This window comes from Pseudomonas sp. RIT-PI-S (assembly GCF_025642975.1).
Lineage (GTDB): Bacteria > Pseudomonadota > Gammaproteobacteria > Pseudomonadales > Pseudomonadaceae > Aquipseudomonas.
Map to the genome: position 1 here is coordinate 74,037 of NZ_JANZKJ010000018.1, position 20,851 is coordinate 94,887.

Genomic DNA, 20,851 nt, shown 5'->3' on the forward strand with positions numbered 1-20,851 from the left:
CGCGAACCTCCGGATGGTGGTTCGCAAGCTGCGCCGGATGTGCGGCTACAGCGCCTACTCGCTGCCCCGGTTCTCGGGATTGGCGAAATCCAGGCAGCCCACCACCCCGGGGTGTGCTGCTTCAAAGCGCAACGTGCCGCCCAGTTGGCGGGCCAGCGAGCGCATGATGGTCATTCCCAGCGAGCGGCCCTTGCGGTGGTCGAACCCCACCGGAAGGCCGGGGCCGTAATCGCGCACCTGCAGGCGAAGGCGGCCATCGGCGACCGTAAGGAACACGTCCACCGCTCCAGGCGCCCCCGGCGGGCAGGCATATTTGACGGCGTTGGTGATCATTTCATTGGCGATCAGCGCCAACGGCGTTGCGTGGTCCAGCGACAACGCCACGGCCTGCGCCTGCAGGCTGAATGCAACCTGCGGCGCGGTTGCCTGGGCGCCCTCGATCACCCCCTGGATATAAGCGGCGGCGTCGACCGCTTCGGCCTCATCAGCGCGGTACAGCTTGTCGTGAACGTTGGCGATGCTGGAAATCCGGCCGGAGATGTCCAGCAGTGCCACACGGGTTTCCGCGTGGGTGGCGCGCCGCTGTTGCAGCTGGATCAAGCTGCTGATCAGCTGCAGGTTGTTCTTGGTGCGGTGATTCACCTCGGCCAACAGGGTTTCGTTGCGTTTTAGCAACTCACTGCGCAGGCGAAGGGTCCGGCGCAGCTCCAGCTGCGTCATGACCTGGTTGGCCAGGGTCTTGAGGGCCAGGCGCTGGTCCTCGTTGAGGTCACGCGGCACCGTATCGAGAACGCACAGGGTGCCAAGGCCATGCCCTTCCGGCGTTTGCAGCAGGCACCCGGCATAGAAGCGCAGCCCATCTTCGCCAGTGACCAAGGGGTTGTCGCACATTCGGGGATCGTCGCGCAGGTCGTGGATCACCGTCAGGCCGGGCTGCAATAGCACATGGCGGCAAATGGAAACATCCAATGGGGTTTCGCGGATCCCCAGGCCCACTTCCGCCTTGAACCACTGGCGGTGCTCTTCGATGAGGTTCACCACCGAAATCGGCGCGTTACAGATGCGCGAGGCCAACGCCACCAAGTCATCGAAGTCTGCTTCGCGGGGGGTATCGAGTATCCCGTAACCGCGCAAGGCAAGCAGGCGTGTTTGTTCGCGAAGGAAAGGCGGCGGACCGGCGGGCAGCATCGCAGACATCATCTACCTCTGTGCAACAGCCGCAGCCGTTGAGCTATGCCTAATGAAGGGTGGGGCGCGGCACGGCGCGGATTATTCCACAGCGCGCGCGTGCCGTATCGCTGCCAGGGACGGCAGGGCGTGCGACTCGTCGGAGCGGGGCCCCCGCCGGTTCGGAAAACGCCACGCCGTGCCGATACAGCGAAGAGGCCAAGTGGGTGCCAGGTATGATTCGGAAAATTTCGCTCGCTGATCTGACAGTGGGCATGTTCATCCATGAGGGTGCGGGCGACGGCATCACTCAATCGCTATGGAAGGTGGGGTTCAAGGTCCAGCATCCGGTGGACCTGGAGCGCATTCGCGCCGCCGGCGTGGCCGAAGTGTTCATAGACACCTGCAAGGGCCTGGATGTTGCGCAGAGCGAGCCGATTGCCGAGATGCCCCCGGGCGGCTTGCAAGAGGAAGTCGACCGCGCCCTCGCGGTTTGTGCCCGGGCCAAGCGCGCGGTGGTCAGCATGTTCAACGATGCCCGCCTGGGCCATGCCGTCAATTGCGAGGCGTCGATGGCCGTGGTCGAGGACATCGCCGCCTCGGTCATGCGCCATCCCCATGCGCTGATCAGCCTGGCCAGGCTGAAGACCGCCGACGAATATACCTATATGCATTCGGTGGCGGTATGCGGGCTCATGGTGGCGTTGGCGCGCCAAATGGGCCAGCCCGATGCACTGGTGCGCGAAGCCGGAACCGCCGGGTTGCTGCACGACATCGGCAAGATGGCTATCCCCAATGACGTTCTCAATAAGCCCGGGCGGCTCACCGACGACGAGTTCGCCCTAGTGCGGACCCACCCCTTGAGCGGGCTTGAAATCCTCCAGCGCAGTGGCTTCTTGAGTGTCGCGGCGATCGACGTGTGCATGCACCACCATGAGAAGGTCGATGGCACCGGCTACCCCTATGGCCTGGCGGGCGACGAGATCAGCCCCATGGCCCGGATGGCGGCCATCTGTGACGTATACGACGCCGTGACCTCGCCGCGGCCCTACAAGAAGCCGTGGGGGCCGGCGCACTCGCTCAAGGAGATGGCTTCGTGGAAGGGGCATTTCGACCGTCACCTGTTCCAGGGCTTCGTGCGCACCGTAGGCATCTATCCGGTAGGGGCGCTGGTGCGGCTGGACAGCGACCGCCTTGCTATCGTGGTAGACCAGAACGAGGGCGCCTTGCTGACACCGAAAGTGCGGCTACTGCTCGATTGCAAACGGCGGCAGTTGCTCAGCCCGGCCTGCATCGACCTGGCCACTGGCGAGGACCGCATCGTGCGCATTGAAATGGCCGAAGCCTGGGGCCTGCCCGACTTGGACCAAGCCTGGTCAGGGATCGCGGAGCAGCGCCATCCGCTGTTTGGCTAAAGGCCCGGCGGGGGGAAACTTGCGAGCATAGGGTGACGAACGCTCAATAAACCCGCAAAATGGTCAGTCTTCTCGTGGCTGCGGCCGCGGTGCACACCTTGGATTGGACCTGTTGATTCTATGCGAATGCGCCTAATGCTGTTGGGCGGCGGTAGCGCCCTTGGTCAAGCGCTGATTCGCCAGGGAGCGGAGGAAGACATAGGTTTTCTCGCCCCACGCCCACCGGACACCGGCTGGGACGCCCCAAGCCTGACCCAGCTGCTCGACGACACTCGCCCCGACGCGTTGGTCAACCTGGCCTATTATTTCGACTGGTTCCAGGCCGGCGAAGTCAGCGAAGCACGGCTGACCGCCCAGGAGCGCGCCGTGGAGCGCCTCGCCGAGCTTTGCCAGCATCACGGCATCGTGCTGGTCGAGCCTTCCAGTTATCGAGTGTTCGATGGCGCCCGCGCCACGGCTTACAGCGAAAAAGACGAGCCGCTGCCCTTGGGCGTGCGTGGCCAGGCTTTGTGGCGAATAGAGCAAAGCGTGCGGGCCATCTGCCCTCAGCATGTGCTGCTGCGCTTCGGCTGGCTGCTCGACGACAGCCCCGACGGGCTGTTGGGGCGTTTCCTCAGCCGTGCGGAACACGCCTCCGAGGTATTGCTGGCCGATGATCGGCGCGGCAATCCCACGCCTGTGGATGACGCTGCCCGGGTGATCCTCTCGGTACTCAAGCAGCTGGACTGCGCCGCGCCGCTGTGGGGCACCTACCATTACGCTGGCAACGAGGCGACCACCGCGGTCGCCCTCGGCCAGGCGATTCTTGCCGAAGCCGCTGGCCTGCGCCGCCTGGGCGTGCAAACGCCCACCCCCCAGGCGCACGCCGCCCGCGCCGATGCCGCCGAAGAGCCGCAGCACGCGGTGCTCGCCTGCAAGAAAATCCTTCACACCTTCGGCATCAAGCCTCGCGCCTGGCGCGCCGGCCTGCCGACCCTGCTGGACCGGTACTATCGCCATGGCTGAGGGCCCCGTTCTTATCACCGGCGGTGCCGGTTTCATTGGCTCTCATCTGGTCGAGGCGCTGTTGGCGCGCGGCTATGGGGTGCGGGTGCTGGATAACCTGTCCACCGGCAAGCGGGAAAACCTGCCGCTGGAACACCCGCGTTTGCAGCTGTACGTGGGGGACGCGGCCGATGCCAGCCTGCTGGGGCAGGCGGCCCAGGGCTGCAGCGCGGCGGTGCACCTGGCGGCCGTGGCCTCGGTGCAGGCCTCGGTGGAAGATCCGGTGGGCACCCACCAGAGCAATTTCATCACCACCCTTAACCTCTGCGAAGCGCTGCGCACCCACGGCGTGCGTCGAGTGCTGTTCGCCTCCAGCGCGGCGGTGTACGGCAATAACGGCGAAGGCCAGGCCATCGACGAAGACCTGCCCAAGGCGCCCCTTACCCCCTACGCGGCCGATAAGCTCGCCAGCGAGCATTACTTGGACTTTTACCGCCGCGAGCACGGGTTGGAACCTGTGGTGTTCCGCTTCTTCAATATCTACGGCCCCCGGCAGGACCCTTCCTCGCCGTACTCGGGGGTGATCAGCATCTTTGCGCAGCGCGCGCAGGCGGGCCTGCCAATCACGCTGTTCGGCGATGGTGAGCAAACCCGGGACTTCTTCTACGTGGAGGATCTGGTCGAGTTGCTAGTGCAGGCGCTGGAAATGGCCAAGGTGCCGCCCGGGCCGTTCAACGTGGGGTTGAACCAGGCGACCTCACTCAACCAACTGCTCCAGGCCCTGGGCAACGTGCTCGGCGGCTTGCCCGCAGTGAGCCACCAGGCGCCCCGGGCTGGGGATATCAAGCACTCCCGCGCAGGTAACCAGCGCTTGCTGGCGCACTTCCAGCTGGGTGAAATCACCCCGCTGGAGGTTGGGCTGCGGCGGCTGTTGCGCGGCGACTAGGCGCGGGGCCTGCCATTTGGCGACGCCCGGGACTGACCGTGTCAGGTCCAGTTCACGGGCTGGCGCCCATTCCTGTAAAGGGGAAGGGTTAGAACTTGTAGCCCAGGCCTACCATATACACCCACGGGTCGACTTCCACATTGACCTTGGTGCGGCCTACGCCCAGCGCGGTAGGGCCGTCCACGCTCGCCTTGGTGTTGATGTCGGCGTACCACACCGCGGCGTTGAACATCAGGTGATCGGTGAGCATGTAGTCCACGCCGACCTGCCCGGCCAGGCCGATCGAATCCTGCAGCTTGAAGTTGCTGAAACCTTCAGCCTTGCGCTGGCTGCTCAGGTCTTCGTCGTAGAACAGGGTGTAGTTCACACCGATCCCTGCATACGGCTGAAAGCGCGACGTGGGCGCCATCGGGTAGTACTGCAGCGACAGGGTTGGCGGCAGTTGGCGGATATCCCCAAGCTTGCCGTCCAGCCCATTGATGCCGGTGGCTGAGTCGAGGCCTTTGACGCCTACCCGGTGTTGGAACGGGGTTGCCGCGAGCAACTCGATGCCCACGTGGTCGGTCAACATGTAGGCCAGGGCCAGGCCCAGTTGGGTGTCGCCGTCCAGGGTCGCCTTGGTGCCGCTGATGCGAGCGCCGTCGAGCTTCAGCTCGCCGCTGTCCTCGTTGGGCGACACCTTGGCGGCGCCAGCGCGGATGATGAAATCCCCGGCCTGGTGAGCGAAGGCAGTGGGGGCAGCCAGTGCCATGGCAAGTACGGCGGCACTGAACACAGACGTTTTCATGAAAGCTCCATTGGCAAACTAACTTGGATGCAATCCTGAACGCGCACAGGCCCCTGATTATTGATCTAGCTCAAGAAACGCCGGCCGTTGGCCTGCGACCGAGCGCCGCAGGCCGGGCCTCAATCCGGCAGCTCGTAGGCGAAGATCTTCTGCGCCTGCATCTGGTAACCGGCTTCGGCCAGCTCGCTGCTGCTGGGTTTGACCTGCATCTGGCCTTCGACCCAGTAAGGCTGGTACAGCTCCTCGACCTTCACCCCTAGCTCTGTGACCACGTGCACGATCTGGTTCGAAGGCGGCGGAGGCACATGGATACAGGCACCGTAATACGGCACCAGAAGGAAGTCCGTGGTGCGGCCGTCTTCGCCCACCTCCAGCGGCACGATATACCCCGGCAGGCGCACGTGTTGGCCGTCCAGCGCCTTGACCACAGGCGCATGGGGCGCCAGCTGGTGGGCCGCTGGCGCCGCCTCCGCCAGCGCGGTGCCGAGGGTGGACAGATCGTGCATGGGGGTGAGCACTGGGGCGATCTTCGGCGCATCTGGCGGAACCAGGGCCTCCCAGGTCAGCACCTGAACCTCTCCGGCGCTGGCGATACCGGTGAACGCGAGCAAGGCAGCGATGAACAACACACGCATGGCGATATCCTAGAGATGAACCGTAAGGCCGTCGGCTAGCGACTGCCGATACGCCCGCCAGGCGGGCAGGGCGCCCATCAGCAATGCCGCGGCGAACACCAGCGCCAACAGCGACCACTCATATCCACTCGGCAGGGCCAGTGGCAGGTACAGGCCGTAGCTGGCTTGCACATAACCCTGGGCGCAGGCGATACCTGCATACAACAGCGCCACACCCGCGACTATGCCCGCCGCGGCCAACGCACCAGCCTCGGCGATCAGCAGCACGGCGATCTGCCAAGGCCGGGCGCCTACCGAACGCAGGATAGCCATTTCGCGGCGGCGCTCGTTAAGGCTGGTCAGGATAGCCGTGAGCATGCCAATCAACCCGGTGAGCACCACGAACAGCGAGACCACGAACAAGGCTTGCTCGGCGGTGCCCATCAGGCTCCACAGCTCTTGTAGCGCCACCCCGGGCAGGATCGCCAGCAGTGGTTCGTCCAGGTACTCGTTGATCTCCCGCTGCAAGGCAAAGGTGGTCACCCGGTTGTTGAGCCCCAGCAGCATCGCGGTAATGGCCTTGGGCGTCAGGTCCATCGCCCTTGCCTGGTCCGCACTCACGCGCTCGGCGCCCCTTGCCGGCATGCCGTTGTGCCAGTCCACATGGATGGCTTCCATGCCGCCCAGGCTGATATGCAGGGTGCGGTCCACTGGCGTGCCAGTGCGCTTGAGAATACCCACCACGGTGAACGGCTTGTCGTCATGCTTCACCAGGCTGATCGTCGCTACGCCATGCGCCAACACCAGGTGGTCTCCCAGTTGATAGTGCAAAGCGTCCGCCACTTCGGCACCCAGCACTACCTCGAACGGGTCGTCGGCGAACGGCCGGCCCTGCGCCAGTTCCAGCGCCTGGCCACGGCCATAGTGGTAGTGCTCGAAATAATTGTGGTCGGTGCCCATCACCCGGTAGCCGCGGTGAGAGTCCCCGAGGGAAATGGGGATGGCCCACTTGACCCGGGGGTCTTGGGCGTAGTGCTGATAGCTGCTCCAGCGGATGTTGTTGGTGGCGTTGCCGATACGAAACACCGAGTACAGCAGCAGGTTGATCGACCCGGAGCGGGCGCCGACCACCAGGTCGGTGCCACTGATGGTGCTGGCGAAGCTGGCACGGGCCTCGGTGCGGACGCGTTCCACCGCCAGCAACAGGCAAACGGACACAGCGATGGCGAAGGCGGTCAGGCCGGCGGTGAAGCGGCGGTTGGCCAGGCTTGCCAGGGCAATGCGGAACAAAGGCATCAAGCCTCCCTAGGGCGCGCGGCGCGGTTAAGGTCGATCAGGGACTCGGCACGGTCGAACAGCGGCGCCAGGCTTTGGTCGTGGCTTACGAACAGCAGCCCGGCACCCGCGGCCTGGCACTCGTCGAACAACAAACGCAAAAAGGCTTCGCGGGCGTCGCTGTCCAGCGCCGAGGTAGGCTCGTCGGCGATCACCAGCTCGGGCTGGCCGATCAAGGCACGGGCCGCTGCCACCCGCTGCTGTTGGCCGATCGACAATGCATCGGCACGCCTGTCCCACAGCCCGGCAGGCAAGCCAAGGTGCCCCAGCAGCGTTTGCGCGGCTTCGTTCAGGCTGCCGTGGCGCTGCTCGGCACGTTGCCTGCGCAGGGCTGAGAAACGGCACGGCAGCAGCACGTTCTCGCGCACCGAGAGGAAAGGCAGCAGGTTGAACTGCTGGAAGATGTAGCCGGTGTGGTCCACCCGGAAGCGGTCCCTCGCGCCTTGGCGCAACCGTGCCAGGTCTTGCCCGAGCAAGTGAACCTGGCCGCGGCCGGGCAGCTGCACCCCACCCAGCAGGCCTAGCAGCGTGGTTTTGCCACTGCCGCTGGGGCCGCGCAGGAACAGGCTTTCACCGGCCCCCAGGCGCAGCGCGGGGAGGTCCAGCAGCTCGGGCTGGCCGGGCCAGGCAAAGCCGAGGTCGTGTAGCTCGATCAGCGCATGGGTCATGGCTTAGAACGCCAGCTTGCTGTTGCCGGGTTCTGCCTCGAGCGCCGCTTGGCCATTCGGGGTAATGGCTTGCACCAACACCTTGTGCGTGGCCGGGAAGGCAGCGAGGAAACGCGTCAGGTCCAGCCCGGCAAGGGCTTCGGGGTGTTCGCAGTGGAATTGGAAATGGCCGTCCACGTCGCTGTGCGCGTGGTGATCTGCGTCTTGGTCTTCACCCTCATCGTGCTCGGCGGGCTGCGGCGCTGCGTTGCCAAACAGCGGGCTTTGCAGCTCCTGACGGGTCACGCTGCATTTGGCGGAGGCGGGCAGATCGAACAACTGCAGCGGCGCTGCCAGCAGTTCACGCGCCTTGGCGATCGCGGCGCGGTCTGCATCGCTTGCGGGAGCGTGCTCGAAGCCGACCAAGTTCATGCCCGGGCTGTCCAAGTCCAGTGCTAACGTTTGTCCGTCCAGGGCAACGTCCAGCCGGGCTGTGCCATGTTCATGTGGCGCCAGGCTCCCATGGACATGGGGCGCTTCGGCCGCGGGTTGGCCGGCAGTAGTAGCGGCGTAACTGGCTACAGGGAGCAGGGCAAGGGTGATGGCGAGCAGGGTAGGGCGCATGGGAAGCTCTATCTAAAGAATGTGTTTCGTTATGTTATAACGAATTGAAGCCTGCGGCCAACCCCAGGATCGAGCGCCACTGCCTGCACGCATGATAAGGTCGCGCCATCGCTTGGGAGGTGAAGGGATGATCAGAATTACAGGCACCATCGGTACGTGGCCGGTCGATCTGAATATTGAGTTGCAAGCCAGTGACTGGGCGCATTTGCAGGCGGCCGTGCAAAACACGCCGCCGCTGGCCGATGCGGCGCCGCGGGAGGCACCAGGCCACACGCCCACGGCAAGGCCCGCGCCAAACGACGCGCTTTGGCAGAACGCATTGGCGCTAGTGAAGGGAAGTGGGCAGATCAGCGGCCCGGAATTGTTCGAGCAACTTGAAGCGCTGGCAGGTAGCCCGGCGGCTGGCAAGCGCTTGCTGGTGCGCTTGCGCCACTGTGAGCAGGTGCGGGTGCAAAGCGGCGGTGATGCGCCGCTCTATACCTGGCTAGGGGATTTCGGTTTGCATCCGTAACCGCAGGCCCGGGCGTGGCCAATCCCGGCACAGGTTATCGCCCGTCGCCGGCAAGCCGTGCTGCTGCGTTTCGGTGGGCGATGCATTTCTGTAGCAGCCGGGCTTGCCCGCGACGGGCGTTGCGCAGCGGTGCCCTTGGCAAGCCGGTTTGTCACGCGCCTCAGTACAGTGCTGCGAACAGCTTGCGGCGGTAGGTGGTGACCAAGGGGTGGTCATTCCCGAGCAGTTCGAACACCTGTAGCAGGGTCTTGTGTGGCAAGCCTTCGTTGTAGTTGCGGTTGCGCTTGAACAGCTTGAGCAGGCCATCGAGGGCGGCTTCATATTGCTGACGGGCCAGTTGGCGGATCGCCAGTTGATAGGCCGCTTCGTCGTCTTCCGGGTTTTGCGCCAGTCGGGTTTTCAGGTCCGCGGCGTCGGGCAGGTCCCCCGCCTGGCGCAGGAAGGTTAGCTGCGCCTTGGCCCCGGCCAGGGCGGCCTTGTGCGCGTCGCCGGTGATCGAGTTGAGCACGGTTTCGGCCTCGGCCAGCGCGTTGCGCTCGGCCAGGCAGCGGGCGTAGAGGATGAGCGCGGCGGTGTTGCTGTTGTCTGCGCTCAGCAGGCTTTGCAGCAGGGCTTCCGCCTCGCTGAAGCGACCTTCGGCGAACAGTGCCTGGGCTTGCTCGAACGGGTCTGCGGCTGCCGGGGCCGGCTCCGCTACATGAGGTTCGAGCATCGCCCGGATGGCCGATTCCGGCTGCGCGCCGGCAAAGCCGTCCACGGGCTGACCATCCTTGAACAGCACCACGGTGGGCAGGCTGCGCACGCCGAACATGGCCACTACCTGCTGCTCCACGTCGCAATTCACCTTGGCCAGCAGCAGTTCGCCCTGATAGCCCTCGGTGATCTTCTGCAACACGGGCATCAGCGCCTTGCAGGGCGCGCACCAGTCGGCCCAGAAGTCCACCAGCACCGGCTTGTGGAACGAGTTTTCGAGCACCAACTGCTGAAAGTTCGCGTCGGTGGCGTCGAAGATGTACGGGGTGTCCTGACTCATGGTGAATCTCGAAGAAGACAAGTTGCCCACACTATAAAGGCTGAGCAGGCGGGCTGAAAGCCGCAGCTTTCGAACCTAAATACAGGCTCACGTGGCGAAACTCTTCCGGCTCGGCCAGGTCTGGCAGTGTCAGCGCCTGCAGCTGGGCCAGCCGCCGGTACGAAGGATGGCTGAAGTCGCGCACGCGTGAGTCGGCCACTAGCGCCTGGCTGGCGCGTTCGAGGAAGGCATCGAGCAGCGGCAGGTTTTCCCGGTCGTAGAGCACGTCGGCTACCAGCACCAAGTCAAAGTCCCTGGGGGCGGTGAAGAAGTCCTCGCTGTAGCTCAGGTTCACACCGTTGAGCTGCGCATTGGCGCGGCAGGCGTCGAGGGCGAGCGGGTCCAGGTCACAGGCCACCACCTCGGCAGCGCCCGCGCGCGCTGCGGCGATCGCTACCACGCCGGAACCTGAGCCGAAGTCCAGCACGCGCTTGCCCCGGACCCACCCCGGTTGCGCGGCGAGCCAGCGGGCCATCGCCAGACCGCTGGCCCAGCAGAAGCTCCAGTAAGGTGGCGCTTCCAGAATGCGCCGGGTTTCGTCGCTGCTGAACGGGCGGGCCATGTGGGCGGGGTCCAACAGCCAGAGGCTGAGGTCAGTCTCGGGCAATGCCACTGGCGCGAGCCGAGCATCCCCGAGCAGTTCACCCAGAGCGGCGTGCAGGCGTTGGAGGGGCATTTCATCCACGATCAAGGCGCCTTGGTCATTTCCAGGGTGCCGACCGCTTGCGTCGTGGGGCCGCCGATCTGCCGCGGGGCCAAATGCAGAATCAACTGCCCGGACTGGCTCGCCCGCCCGCGCAGTTCCACGCGTGCATCCTGCGGGAACGCATCGGGGTTGAAGCGCAGGCGGAACGGCAAGGGCCGGCCCGTGCCGGCGAGGGTGGTGTTGGCCAGCAGTTGTTGCGGCCGGCCACGCTCGTCTACCGTCAGCAGCGCCAGCTCCACCTCTGCCCCCTGGGGCACGGCGCTCAGCGTGCCGCTCAGCTCACGCTGGTAAGCGGGCAGCGGCCCGAGCGGTTCGGGGTCGCGGATATCCGGTGCCGGATTCTTCACCACGGCTGGCGCCGCTGGGGGTTTGGCGGGCTCGCCCGCGCAGGCGGCGAGCAGGCCGAGGCAGCAGAGCAAGGCAAGTGAGCGTACTGTCATGAGGCCTGATTCCTGTAGGCGTGTGCGATCGCATCATCGCGCCTGCCTGTATACCGCAAAGCCTTGGCTGTGTCTTGCCGGCGGGCGATGCGCTAACATTGGCGTCCATTTCCGAACGTACTGGCCACCATGCACTGCCCCTTTTGCAGCGCCAACGACACCAAAGTCATCGATTCGCGTTTAGTCGCCGAAGGCGAACAAGTGCGTCGCCGTCGCGAGTGCGTGGCGTGTGGCGAGCGTTTCACCACCTTCGAAACCGCCGAGCTGGTACTCCCCAGGCTGATCAAGCAGGACGGCAGCCGGCAACCCTTCGACGAAGACAAACTGCGCGCCGGCATGCAGCGGGCGTTGGAAAAGCGCCCGGTGAGCATCGAGCGCCTCGAAGCCGCGCTTGGCCATATCAAGGGCCAGCTGCGCGCGACCGGCGAGCGCGAGGTCAAGTCTCTGGTGGTCGGCGAGCTGGTGATGGCCGAGCTGCGCAAGCTCGACGAAGTCGCCTATATCCGCTTCGCCTCGGTGTATCGCCGCTTCCAGGCGCTGGATGAGTTTCGCGAAGAACTCGACCGCCTTGCCCGGGAACCGGCCAGCAAATGAGCGACCTGCACCAGGATAGCCTCGACCACCGGTTTATGGCCCGAGCACTTGAGCTGGCCCGGCAGGGCCTGTATTCCACCGACCCGAACCCTCGCGTGGGTTGCGTGATCGCCCATGGCGATCAGGTGCTCGGCGAAGGCTGGCACGTTCGCGCCGGCGAGCCTCACGCCGAGGTGCATGCGCTGCGTCAGGCGGGCGCGGGCGCCCAGGGCGCTACCGCCTATGTCACTCTCGAACCTTGCAGCCACCATGGTCGCACCCCGCCGTGCGCCGATGCCTTGCTCGCCGCGGGCGTGGGGCGGGTGGTCGCGGCCATGCAGGACCCTAACCCCCAGGTCGGCGGCCAGGGCTTGGCACGCCTGGCCGCTGCGGGGGTGAGCGTGCGCTGCGGGGTGCTCCAAACCGAAGCGCGCGCGCTTAATCCAGGTTTTATCAAGCGCATGGAACAGGGCTTGCCCTTTGTACGGGTGAAGCTTGCCATGAGCCTGGACGGCCGCACCGCCATGGCCAGCGGCGAGAGCCAGTGGATCACCGGGCCGGAGGCGCGCCGCGCGGTGCAGCGCCTGCGGGCACGCTCGAGCGTGGTGCTCAGCGGAGCCGACACCGTGCTGGTTGACGGCGCACGCCTGACCGTGCGTGCCGCCGAGCTGGGCCTGGCCGAGCCGCAGGCAGCGCTGGCGGCAAGCCGAGCGCCGCTGCGGGTATTGGTGGACGGGCGCCTGCGGGTGCCGGCCAGCGCGCCCTTTTTTATTTCCGGCCCCTCGCTGTTGGCCTGCGCGCAGGCCCCGGCGGACCCTGGTGTTTACCAAGCCGTTGGCGCAGAGCCTCTGGTGCTGCCCGGCATCCAGGGCCAGGTGGACCTTGCCGCGCTGCTGCGCGAGCTGGCCCGGCGGGGCGCCAATGAAGTGCTGGTAGAGGCTGGCCCGCGCCTGGCCGGTGCCTTTGCCCAGGCGGGGCTGGTGGACGAGTACCGGCTGTTCGTCGCCGGGACGTTCCTGGGGTCCAGTGCGCGCCCGCTGCTGGACTGGCCGCTGAGCCGCATGGCCGAGGCGCCCAGGTTGAAGATCGTGCAAATGCGCGCGGTCGGCGACGACTGGCAAGTCATCGCCGTGCCAGCGCCCACCGTGCCCGTATAATTCCCCGTTTTCCCGGAGGTTCTCATGTTCACCGGTATCATCGAATCCATCGGCAGCATCCGTGCGCTCACCCCCAAAGGCGGTGACGTGCGCGTTTATGTGCACACCGGCAAGCTGGACCTCGCCGACGTCAAGCTCGGTGACAGTATCGCGGTCAATGGCGTGTGCCTGACCGCCGTGGAGCTTCCGGGCGATGGCTTCTGGGCGGACGTCAGCCGCGAAACGCTGGACTGCACCGCTTTCAATGACCTGAAAACCGGCAGCCCGGTGAATCTTGAAAAAGCACTGACCCCGAGCAGCCGGCTGGGCGGGCACCTGGTCAGCGGCCATGTGGACGGCGTGGGTGAAGTGGTCGCTCGCAGCGATAACGCCCGCGCCGTGCAGTTCACCCTGCGCGCGCCGAAAGAGTTGGCGCGTTATATCGCTCACAAAGGTTCGATCACCGTCGATGGCACCAGCCTGACCGTAAACGCGGTCAACGGCGCCGAGTTCGAGCTGACCATCGTGCCGCACACCCTGGCCGAAACCATCATGGCCGACTACCGCCCCGGCCGCCGGGTCAACCTCGAGGTCGACCTGCTGGCCCGCTACCTGGAGCGCTTGCTGCTCGGCGACAAGGCCGCCGATGCGGGCCAGGGCGGCATTACCGAAAGCTTCCTGGCCGCCAACGGCTACCTCAAATAACAAGCAAGGGGGTGCCGCGTGGCGCTCAACACGATTGAAGAGCTGGTCGAAGACATTCGCCAGGGCAAGATGGTCATCCTCATGGATGACGAAGACCGCGAAAACGAAGGCGACGTGATCATGGCGGCCGAGTGCTGCCAGGCCGAGCACATCAACTTCATGGCGCGCTTTGCCCGTGGGCTGATCTGCATGCCCATGACCCGCGAGCGCTGCGAGACCCTCAAGCTGCCGCTGATGGCGCCGCGCAATGGCTCAGGCTTCGGTACCAAGTTCACCGTGTCCATCGAAGCGGCCGAGGGCGTGACCACCGGCATTTCCGCGGCGGACCGGGCGCGCACCGTGCAAGCGGCGGCGGCCAAGGACGCCGTGGCCGATGACATCGTCAGCCCTGGGCATATCTTCCCGCTGATGGCGCAGCCCGGCGGTACCCTGGCCCGGGCCGGCCACACAGAAGCGGCCTGCGACCTGGCGCGCATGGCCGGTTTCGAGCCCGCGGGGGTGATCTGCGAGGTGATGAACGACGACGGCACCATGTCGCGCCGCGCCGAGCTCGAAGCCTTCGCGGCCGAGCACAACATCAAGATCGGCACCATCGCCGATCTCATTCACTATCGGATGATCCACGAGCGCACCGTATTGCGGGTCTCCGAACAACCACTGGACACCGACCTGGGCCAGTTCAACCTGGTGACGTACCGCGACTCGGTGGAAGGTGACGTGCACATGGCGCTGACGCTGGGCAAGGTTCAGCCCGACGTGCCAACCCTCGTGCGGGTACATAACATGGACCCGCTGCGCGACCTGCTGATGGTTCGCCAGCCCGGCCGCTGGAGCCTGCGCGCGGCCATGACCCACGTGGCGCAAGCTGGTGCCGGCGTGGTCCTGCTGCTGGGGCATCCGCTGGACGGTGACCAGCTGCTGGCGCATATCCGCGAGGTCGCCGAGCACGTGCCGCTGAAAAAACCCAACACCTACAGCACTGTCGGTGCCGGTTCGCAGATCCTGCGCGACCTGGGCGTACGCAAGATGCGCCTGATGAGCTCGCCGATGAAGTTCAACGCGATATCCGGATTCGACCTGGAAGTTGTAGAATACGTGCCCTCTGAATAAACAGGCCCCTGCGCCTGCTTTTGGACTTTACTTACCCACAGGCCGCCCGGCAGGCAAAAACCTGCCAACGCGGCCTGGCTCTTTAAAGATGAGAACCCCGAATGACCCTGAAGACCATCGAAGGTACCTTCATTGCCCCCAAAGGGCGCTATGCGCTGGTAGTCGGCCGCTTCAACAGCTTCGTCGTTGAAAGCCTGGTCAGCGGCGCTGTCGATGCCCTGGTTCGCCATGGCATCAATGAAAGTGACATCACCGTGATCCGCGCTCCGGGCGCCTTCGAAATCCCGCTGGTTGCGCAGAAAGTTGCCCAGCGCAGCGAATTCGACGCAATCATCGCGCTGGGCGCGGTCATTCGTGGCGGCACCCCGCACTTCGAATACGTCGCTGGCGAATGCACTAAGGGCCTGTCCCAGGTGTCCATGGAGTTTGGCGTGCCGGTCGCCTTCGGCGTACTGACCGTCGACACCATCGAACAGGCCATCGAGCGCTCCGGCACCAAGGCGGGTAACAAAGGCGCTGAAGCTGCCTTGTCCGCCCTCGAGATGGTCAGCCTGCTGGCGCAGTTGGAGGCCAAGTGATCAACGACGAAAGCGAGCGTTTCAACCCTCGGGAAGCCAAGGACCCGGCAACCGCCAAAAGCAAGAGCGCCAAGCGCCGCGAGGCTCGCAAGCTCGCGACCCAGGCGCTTTACCAATGGCACGTGGCCAAGCACTCGCTCAATGAAATCGAAGCGCAATTCCGCGTCGACAATGACTTCAGCGACGTGGACGGCGCGTACTTCCGCGAGCTGCTGCACGGCGTGGCGACCAACAAGACCGAAATCGACGAGGCGCTCAAGCCCTGCATGGAGCTGACCCTGGACGAACTCGACCCGGTGGAGCTCTCCGTGCTGCGCTTGTCCACGTTCGAGCTGCTCAAGCGAGTGGACGTCCCCTACCGTGTGGTCATCAACGAAGGCATCGAGCTTGCGAAGATCTTCGGCGCCACTGACGGCCACAAGTTCGTCAACGGTGTGCTGGACAAGCTGGCGCCGCAGCTGCGCGCGCCGGAAGTGAAAGCGCACAAGCGCTGAGTGGCCGTGGCGCTCGGTGAGTTCGAATTGATCCGCCGCTTCTTCGCGGCGGCAGCCTGCGCTCGCGGCGGCGAAGGCGTGGCGCTGGGGATCGGCGACGACTGCGCCTTGCTGGCGCCGCCCCCTGGCGAGCAGTTGGCGGTGTCCACCGACACCCTGGTGGAGGGGGTGCATTTTCCGCATGACCCGCCGCCCTTGGCCCTTGGCCAGCGCGCCCTGGCAGTCGCCGCCAGTGACCTGGCCGCCATGGGCGCCGCTCCGCTGGGGTTCACCCTGGCGCTGACCCTGCCTCAAGTCGATGCTTCTTGGTTGCAGGCCTTCGCCGAAGGGCTTGATGCCATGGCGCTGGCGTGCGGCTTGCAACTCGTGGGGGGTGATACCACTCGCGGGCCGTTGAGCCTGACCGTGACGGTGTTCGGCACCGTGCCGGCAGGCCTGGCGCTGACCCGGGCCGGCGCGCGGCCAGGGGACCTGCTCTGTGTAGGCGGCACCTTGGGTGATGCCGCCGGTGCCTTGCCGTTGGTGCTTGGGCAACGCTCGGCGCCTGCCGCGCTCAGCGAACCCTTGCTCGCCCGCTACTGGGCCCCGCAGCCACAGTTCAGCCTTGGCCTGGCGTTGCGCGGTTTGGCTAGCGCGGCCCTGGATATCTCCGACGGGCTGCTCGCCGACTGCGGCCATATCAGCGCCGCCTCCGGCGTGGCATTGCAGATCGAACAATCTCGTGTGCCGCTGTCAGATGCCTTGCAGGCCTTCGCTGGCGCCCCCGCCGCGATGCAGGCAGCCCTTGCCGGCGGCGACGATTACAGGCTCGCCTTTACCCTGCCGGCCATGTACCTGCCGCGGCTGCGACAGCTTGGGCATGAGCCTTCGGTGATCGGCAAGGTGGTCGCCGGCAGCGGCGTGTACCTGATCGACGATGCCGGCCGGGACATTACCCCACGCCAACGGGGTTACCAACATTTTCAGGAGCAACCGTGACAGACCATCCGAACCAGGTGCCCGCGGAGTTCGTGCCGCCGTCGGTGTGGCGCAACCCATGGCATTTTCTCGCGTTCGGCTTTGGCTCCGGTACCTTGCCCAAGGCGCCCGGCACCTGGGGCTCATTGGTGGCCGTGCCGTTTATCCCGCTGTGGCAGATGCTCCCAGACTGGGGCTACTGGCTGATGCTGGGCATCACCATGCTGTTCGGCTTCTGGCTGTGCGGCAAGGTCGCTGATGACCTGCGGGTGCATGACCATGAAGGGATCGTCTGGGACGAGATGGTCGGCATGTGGATCACCCTGTGGCTAGTGCCCGAAGGATGGTACTGGCTGCTCGCAGGCTTCCTGGTATTCCGCTTTTTCGACATCCTCAAGCCATGGCCGATCCGCTGGGTGGACCGCCATGTGCATGGGGGCGTCGGCATCATGCTCGATGATGTACTCGCCGGCGTATTTGCCTGGCTAGCCATGCAGGGGTTGGTTCTGCTGTTAACCTGAGCAACGTTTTGGATCAAGGTGGATCTGCGCCAAAGGGAGGAGGCAATGTTCAAGTGGCTGCTGGCGTTGTTGTGTGGCTTGGTCGTGGGATGGGTGCCCGCGGCTCAGGCTGCTGGCCCCAAGCCCGGAACCGTGGAAATCGTCAGCGAAGCCTGGAACGATTACACCGGCGCCGATGGCACTGGGCTGGGCTGGGACCTGATGCGGATTATTTTCGAGCCCGCCGGGTATCGCGTGGTGTGGCGGATAGAACCGTACCTGCGTTCCATGGGGCTGGTGCAGCGTGGCGAGGCGGATGCCTGGGTCGGCTCTTACCAGGATGAACAAGCCGCGCTCTACCCTCGCTGGTATTACGACACCGACCACATCTATGCGTTAAGCCTTGCCAGCCTGCCAGCACCGGCATTGGCCTCGCTGGGTGACTACCGTCTGGCGTGGGTGCGAGGCTACGAGTTCGAACGCTACTTGCCCGCCGTCAAGCATTACGAGGAAATTCGCCGGCGCGACGGCATCCTGGAAATGCTCAAGCGTGGCCGCGCTGATTACTACATCGATGCAGAGCAGGAGATGGACTACATCCAGCAACATATGCCGGACCCGGCCGATTATCGCCTGACCCACCTGATCGACCTGCCCCTGTACCTGGGTTTTTCCAATAACGCGCGGGGGCGGGAACTGCGGGACGTGTTCGATAAGCGGATGGACGAACTCGTCGCCAGCGGCCAGCTGCGCCCGCTCTACCGGCGCTGGAAAATGCCTTATCCCTTCGACCACGCCCCCGCCCCCAAGGCGCCTTGATAGAACGCTTCGATAGGTAGGGTCGAAAATTCGAGCTGAGTCAGCCCGTGGCGCTGATGTTACAATGTGACATTTTCAGCCTTACTACAGATAGGAGCACAAGGTGCCCGTCGCTTTCGTTGCCGCTTCCAAGCTGCCCACGCCTTTCGCCACCTTCATGATGCACGGCTTTCTCGAGAAGGCCACCGGGCGGGAACACGTCGTTCTCAGCCTGGGCGACGTTGCCGATGGCGACCCGGTGCTAGGCCGGGTTCACTCCGAATGCCTGACAGGGGATGCCCTGTTCAGCCAACGCTGCGACTGCGGCTCGCAGCTGGAGGCGGCGCTGCAGGCGATTGCCCGTGAAGGCCGTGGCGTGCTTTTGTACTTGCGGCAGGAAGGGCGCGGCATCGGCTTGCTGAACAAGATCCGCGCCTACGAGCTGCAAGACCAGGGAGCCGATACGGTAGAAGCCAACGAACGCCTGGGCTTCGCCGCCGACCAGCGCGACTACTCCATTTGCCTGCCAATGCTGGAGCATCTAGGGGTCAAGGCGCTGCGCCTGATGACCAACAACCCGCGCAAGGTCAAGGCGCTGACGGACATGGGCATCACCGTTGCCGAACGGGTGCCGCTGCATACCGGGCACAACCCCCATAACAAGTATTACCTGGCGACCAAGGCCGGCAAGCTGGGGCACATGATGGGTAGCTGAGGGGGGGCGCCTGGGTTTGCGGGCTGTCGCCCGCTCCTCCAGGGCCAATCGTCGAGCGATAGGCGCTGGCGCCGGCCCCTACAAGGCCCGCCGTGCGCGAATCGCCGCTTCTATACCGGCCTCGTCCAGCCCGCACTCAGCGAGCATCTGCGCCGGTTTGGCGTGTTCGACGTAGGTATCGGGCAAGCCCAGTTGCAGCAGCTGCACCAGGATACCTTCCCGGGCCAGGAACTCGCCCACCGCCGAACCCGCACCGCCCATGATGGCGTTCTCTTCGAGGGTCACCAGCAGCTCGTGCTGGCTGGCCATCTCGCGCACTAATGCTTCGTCCAGCGGCTTGACGAAGCGCATGTCCACCACGGTTGCATCCAGGAGCTCGGCCACGGCCAGCGCTTCGGTCAATTGCACACCGAACACCAGCAGCGCCACGCCCTGGCCGCGCCGGCGAACCACGCCCTTGCCGATCTCCACCGTGTTCAAGCCTGGCTCCAGCGGCGCGTTGGGGCCGCTGCCGCGCGGGTAGCGCACGGCGGCGGGGCCAACATGCTGGAAGCCAGTGCTTAGCATCAGGCGCAACTCGTTTTCGTCGCTCGGCGCCATGATCACCAGCCCGGGTACGCAGCGCAGGTAGGACAAATCGAAGCTGCCAGCGTGGGTCGGGCCGTCCTCGCCGACCAGGCCGGCACGGTCGATGGCGAACAGCACATCCAGGCCCTGCACGGCCACGTCATGGATGAGCTGGTCGTAGCCGCGCTGGAGGAAGGTGGAATAAATCGCCACCACCGGCTTCACGCCGTCGCAGGCCAGGCCCGCGGCGAGCGTCACCGCATGCTGCTCGGCGATCGCCACGTCGAAATACCGCGCTGGGAACTGCTCGCTGAATGCGACCAGGTCCGAGCCTTCCTTCATGGCCGGGGTGATCCCCACCAGACGCTCGTCCGCCGCGGCCATGTCGCACAGCCACTGGCCGAACACGGCGGAATATTTCGGCCCGGACGGTTTTTTCGCGGTGGCCGCCGCCGGGGCCAAGGGTTCGAGCTTGGTGATCGCGTGATAGCCGATCGGGTCGACCTCTGCCGGGGCGAAGCCCTTGCCTTTCTTGGTGACCACGTGCAGGAACTGCGGCCCCTTGAGGTCGCGCATGTTGCGCAGAGTGGCGATCAGCGTGGGCAGGTCGTGGCCGTCGATGGGGCCGATGTAGTTCCAGCCCAGCTCTTCGAAGAGGGTGCCTGGCACCAGCATGCCCTTGGCATACTCTTCGGTACGGCGGGCAATCTCCCAGGCGCCGGGCAGGCGCGACAACACCTTCTTGCTGCCTTCACGCATGCTGGCGTAAGTGCGGCTGGAGAGGATTTTCGCCAGGTAGTTGGAGAGGCCGCCGACGTTGCGTGAGATGGACATGTCGTTGTCATTGAGGATGACCAGCATGTCTGCGTTCACTTCCGGCGCATGGTTGAGCGCTTCGAAGGCCATGCCAGCGGTGAGCGCGCCGTCGCCGATTACCGCGATGGCCTTGCGCTCGCTCCCTTGCAGCCGGGCGGCGATGGCCATGCCCAGGGCGGCGCTGATGGACGTGCTGGAATGGCCCACGCCGAAGGTGTCGTAGGGGCTTTCGCTCCGGCGCGGGAACGCCGCCAGGCCGTCTTTCTGGCGCAGGCTGTGCATCCGCTCGCGGCGCCCGGTCAGGATTTTATGCGGGTAGGCCTGGTGGCCCACGTCCCAGACCAGGCGATCGTCAGGGGTATCGAAAACATAATGCAAGGCGATGGTGAGCTCGATCACCCCAAGGCCCGCGCCAAAGTGCCCGCCGGTTTGCCCCACGCTGTAGAGCAGCTCCTGGCGTAGTTCGTCGGCAAGGCCTTCGAGTTCGGCTTCGCCCAGCCGACGCAACCCGGCCGGGGTGTCGGCGCGGTCCAGCAGCGGGGTCAGCGGGCGCTCACGGGGGATCTCTTGGAACGTGGTAGGCATCAGGCGGATCGTTTTGGAAGCCATAAAGGGCAAGAGTTTACCCTACACCACTGACTTGTAGGAGCAGGC

At 65.2% G+C, this 20,851-nt stretch carries 24 protein-coding genes; 14 read left to right on the forward strand and 10 right to left on the reverse strand.

Annotated features, from left to right (window positions below; genetic code table 11):
• Window positions 1-54: 54 nt before the first annotated feature.
• The gene (locus tag OGL93_RS20250) at window positions 55-1,188 is read right to left on the reverse strand and encodes a histidine kinase dimerization/phosphoacceptor domain -containing protein (RefSeq protein WP_263264730.1); all 1,134 of its coding nucleotides are present in this window, start codon (window positions 1,186-1,188) and stop codon (window positions 55-57) included.
• Between the two features lie 215 nt (window positions 1,189-1,403).
• Here OGL93_RS20250 and OGL93_RS20255 point away from each other — a divergent pair, with 215 nt between their 5' ends.
• The 3 genes from OGL93_RS20255 (at window position 1,404) to OGL93_RS20265 (ending at window position 4,512) form a co-directional block, all read left to right on the forward strand.
• Window positions 1,404-2,582, forward strand: a complete 1,179-nt coding sequence (locus OGL93_RS20255; protein WP_263264731.1) for an HD-GYP domain-containing protein — start codon at window positions 1,404-1,406, stop codon at window positions 2,580-2,582.
• Window positions 2,583-2,702: 120 nt separating this feature from the next.
• Window positions 2,703-3,587, forward strand: coding sequence for an NAD(P)-dependent oxidoreductase (locus tag OGL93_RS20260; RefSeq protein ID WP_263264732.1), 885 nt, complete (start codon window positions 2,703-2,705; stop codon window positions 3,585-3,587).
• Complete coding sequence (locus tag OGL93_RS20265) at window positions 3,580-4,512, forward strand: NAD-dependent epimerase/dehydratase family protein (RefSeq protein ID WP_263264733.1); 933 nt, start codon at window positions 3,580-3,582, stop codon at window positions 4,510-4,512. The genes OGL93_RS20260 and OGL93_RS20265 overlap by 8 nt, the downstream gene beginning before the upstream one ends.
• Window positions 4,513-4,600: 88 nt before the next feature.
• Here the strand turns inward: OGL93_RS20265 and OGL93_RS20270 are convergent, their stop codons facing one another.
• The 5 genes from OGL93_RS20270 to OGL93_RS20290 form a co-directional block, all read right to left on the reverse strand.
• Window positions 4,601-5,299, reverse strand: coding sequence for an OmpW family outer membrane protein (locus OGL93_RS20270; protein WP_263264734.1), 699 nt, complete (start codon window positions 5,297-5,299; stop codon window positions 4,601-4,603).
• Between the two features lie 119 nt (window positions 5,300-5,418).
• Window positions 5,419-5,934, reverse strand: a complete 516-nt coding sequence (locus tag OGL93_RS20275) for a DUF3299 domain-containing protein (protein WP_263264735.1) — start codon at window positions 5,932-5,934, stop codon at window positions 5,419-5,421.
• Between the two features lie 9 nt (window positions 5,935-5,943).
• Window positions 5,944-7,209 carry an ABC transporter permease gene (locus OGL93_RS20280; RefSeq protein ID WP_263264736.1) on the reverse strand — a complete coding sequence of 422 codons (1,266 nt, stop codon included), beginning with the start codon at window positions 7,207-7,209 and terminating at the stop codon, window positions 5,944-5,946.
• Entirely contained in the window at window positions 7,209-7,916 is a 708-nt protein-coding gene (locus OGL93_RS20285) for an ATP-binding cassette domain-containing protein (protein WP_263264737.1), read from the reverse strand. Before OGL93_RS20285 ends, OGL93_RS20280 begins: the two co-directional genes overlap by 1 nt.
• Before the next feature lie 3 nt (window positions 7,917-7,919).
• Window positions 7,920-8,519: a DUF2796 domain-containing protein gene (locus tag OGL93_RS20290; protein ID WP_263264738.1), complete on the reverse strand. Its 600-nt coding sequence runs from the start codon at window positions 8,517-8,519 to the stop codon at window positions 7,920-7,922.
• A gap of 127 nt (window positions 8,520-8,646) precedes the next feature.
• Between OGL93_RS20290 and OGL93_RS20295 the strand changes: the two genes are divergently transcribed.
• Window positions 8,647-9,030: a hypothetical protein gene (locus OGL93_RS20295; protein ID WP_263264739.1), complete on the forward strand. Its 384-nt coding sequence runs from the start codon at window positions 8,647-8,649 to the stop codon at window positions 9,028-9,030.
• Between the two features lie 160 nt (window positions 9,031-9,190).
• Here the strand turns inward: OGL93_RS20295 and trxA are convergent, their stop codons facing one another.
• From trxA to OGL93_RS20310, 3 genes are read right to left on the reverse strand one after another with little or no spacing between them, the layout of a single operon-like run.
• The gene (gene trxA / locus OGL93_RS20300; RefSeq protein ID WP_263264740.1) at window positions 9,191-10,063 is read right to left on the reverse strand and encodes a thioredoxin; all 873 of its coding nucleotides are present in this window, start codon (window positions 10,061-10,063) and stop codon (window positions 9,191-9,193) included.
• A gap of 31 nt (window positions 10,064-10,094) precedes the next feature.
• Window positions 10,095-10,778 carry a 50S ribosomal protein L11 methyltransferase gene (locus OGL93_RS20305; protein WP_263264766.1) on the reverse strand — a complete coding sequence of 228 codons (684 nt, stop codon included), beginning with the start codon at window positions 10,776-10,778 and terminating at the stop codon, window positions 10,095-10,097.
• 11 nt (window positions 10,779-10,789) lie between these two features.
• The gene (locus tag OGL93_RS20310; RefSeq protein WP_263264742.1) at window positions 10,790-11,248 is read right to left on the reverse strand and encodes a YbaY family lipoprotein; all 459 of its coding nucleotides are present in this window, start codon (window positions 11,246-11,248) and stop codon (window positions 10,790-10,792) included.
• Window positions 11,249-11,377: 129 nt separating this feature from the next.
• Here OGL93_RS20310 and nrdR point away from each other — a divergent pair, with 129 nt between their 5' ends.
• The 10 genes from nrdR to ribA all read left to right on the forward strand — a co-directional run bounded on the left by nrdR (window position 11,378) and on the right by ribA (window position 18,814).
• Window positions 11,378-11,842 (forward strand): transcriptional regulator NrdR, encoded by a 465-nt coding sequence (nrdR, locus tag OGL93_RS20315; protein ID WP_263264743.1) that lies wholly within the window; start codon window positions 11,378-11,380, stop codon window positions 11,840-11,842.
• A complete protein-coding gene (ribD, locus tag OGL93_RS20320) occupies window positions 11,839-12,978 on the forward strand; it encodes a bifunctional diaminohydroxyphosphoribosylaminopyrimidine deaminase/5-amino-6-(5-phosphoribosylamino)uracil reductase RibD (protein ID WP_263264744.1) in 1,140 nt (379 codons plus the stop codon). The genes nrdR and ribD overlap by 4 nt, the downstream gene beginning before the upstream one ends.
• Window positions 12,979-13,002: 24 nt before the next feature.
• Complete coding sequence (locus OGL93_RS20325) at window positions 13,003-13,662, forward strand: riboflavin synthase (protein WP_263264745.1); 660 nt, start codon at window positions 13,003-13,005, stop codon at window positions 13,660-13,662.
• An 18-nt stretch (window positions 13,663-13,680) separates the two neighbouring features.
• Window positions 13,681-14,772 (forward strand): bifunctional 3,4-dihydroxy-2-butanone-4-phosphate synthase/GTP cyclohydrolase II, encoded by a 1,092-nt coding sequence (gene ribBA, locus OGL93_RS20330; protein ID WP_263264746.1) that lies wholly within the window; start codon window positions 13,681-13,683, stop codon window positions 14,770-14,772.
• A 101-nt stretch (window positions 14,773-14,873) separates the two neighbouring features.
• A complete protein-coding gene (gene ribE, locus OGL93_RS20335; protein WP_263264747.1) occupies window positions 14,874-15,350 on the forward strand; it encodes a 6,7-dimethyl-8-ribityllumazine synthase in 477 nt (158 codons plus the stop codon).
• A complete protein-coding gene (gene nusB, locus OGL93_RS20340) occupies window positions 15,347-15,844 on the forward strand; it encodes a transcription antitermination factor NusB (protein WP_263264748.1) in 498 nt (165 codons plus the stop codon). The genes ribE and nusB overlap by 4 nt, the downstream gene beginning before the upstream one ends.
• Before the next feature lie 6 nt (window positions 15,845-15,850).
• Window positions 15,851-16,822 carry a thiamine-phosphate kinase gene (gene thiL / locus OGL93_RS20345; RefSeq protein WP_263264767.1) on the forward strand — a complete coding sequence of 324 codons (972 nt, stop codon included), beginning with the start codon at window positions 15,851-15,853 and terminating at the stop codon, window positions 16,820-16,822.
• A complete protein-coding gene (locus tag OGL93_RS20350) occupies window positions 16,819-17,322 on the forward strand; it encodes a phosphatidylglycerophosphatase A (RefSeq protein ID WP_263264749.1) in 504 nt (167 codons plus the stop codon). The genes thiL and OGL93_RS20350 overlap by 4 nt, the downstream gene beginning before the upstream one ends.
• A gap of 45 nt (window positions 17,323-17,367) precedes the next feature.
• On the forward strand, window positions 17,368-18,120 hold the full coding sequence (locus OGL93_RS20355) for a transporter substrate-binding domain-containing protein (RefSeq protein WP_263264750.1): 753 nt from the start codon (window positions 17,368-17,370) through the stop codon (window positions 18,118-18,120).
• Between the two features lie 103 nt (window positions 18,121-18,223).
• Complete coding sequence (gene ribA / locus OGL93_RS20360; protein ID WP_263264751.1) at window positions 18,224-18,814, forward strand: GTP cyclohydrolase II; 591 nt, start codon at window positions 18,224-18,226, stop codon at window positions 18,812-18,814.
• Between the two features lie 78 nt (window positions 18,815-18,892).
• On the opposite strand, the gene dxs is transcribed toward ribA, so the two are convergent.
• Window positions 18,893-20,782 (reverse strand): 1-deoxy-D-xylulose-5-phosphate synthase, encoded by a 1,890-nt coding sequence (gene dxs / locus OGL93_RS20365; protein WP_263264752.1) that lies wholly within the window; start codon window positions 20,780-20,782, stop codon window positions 18,893-18,895.
• Between the last annotated feature and the right edge of the window lie 69 nt (window positions 20,783-20,851).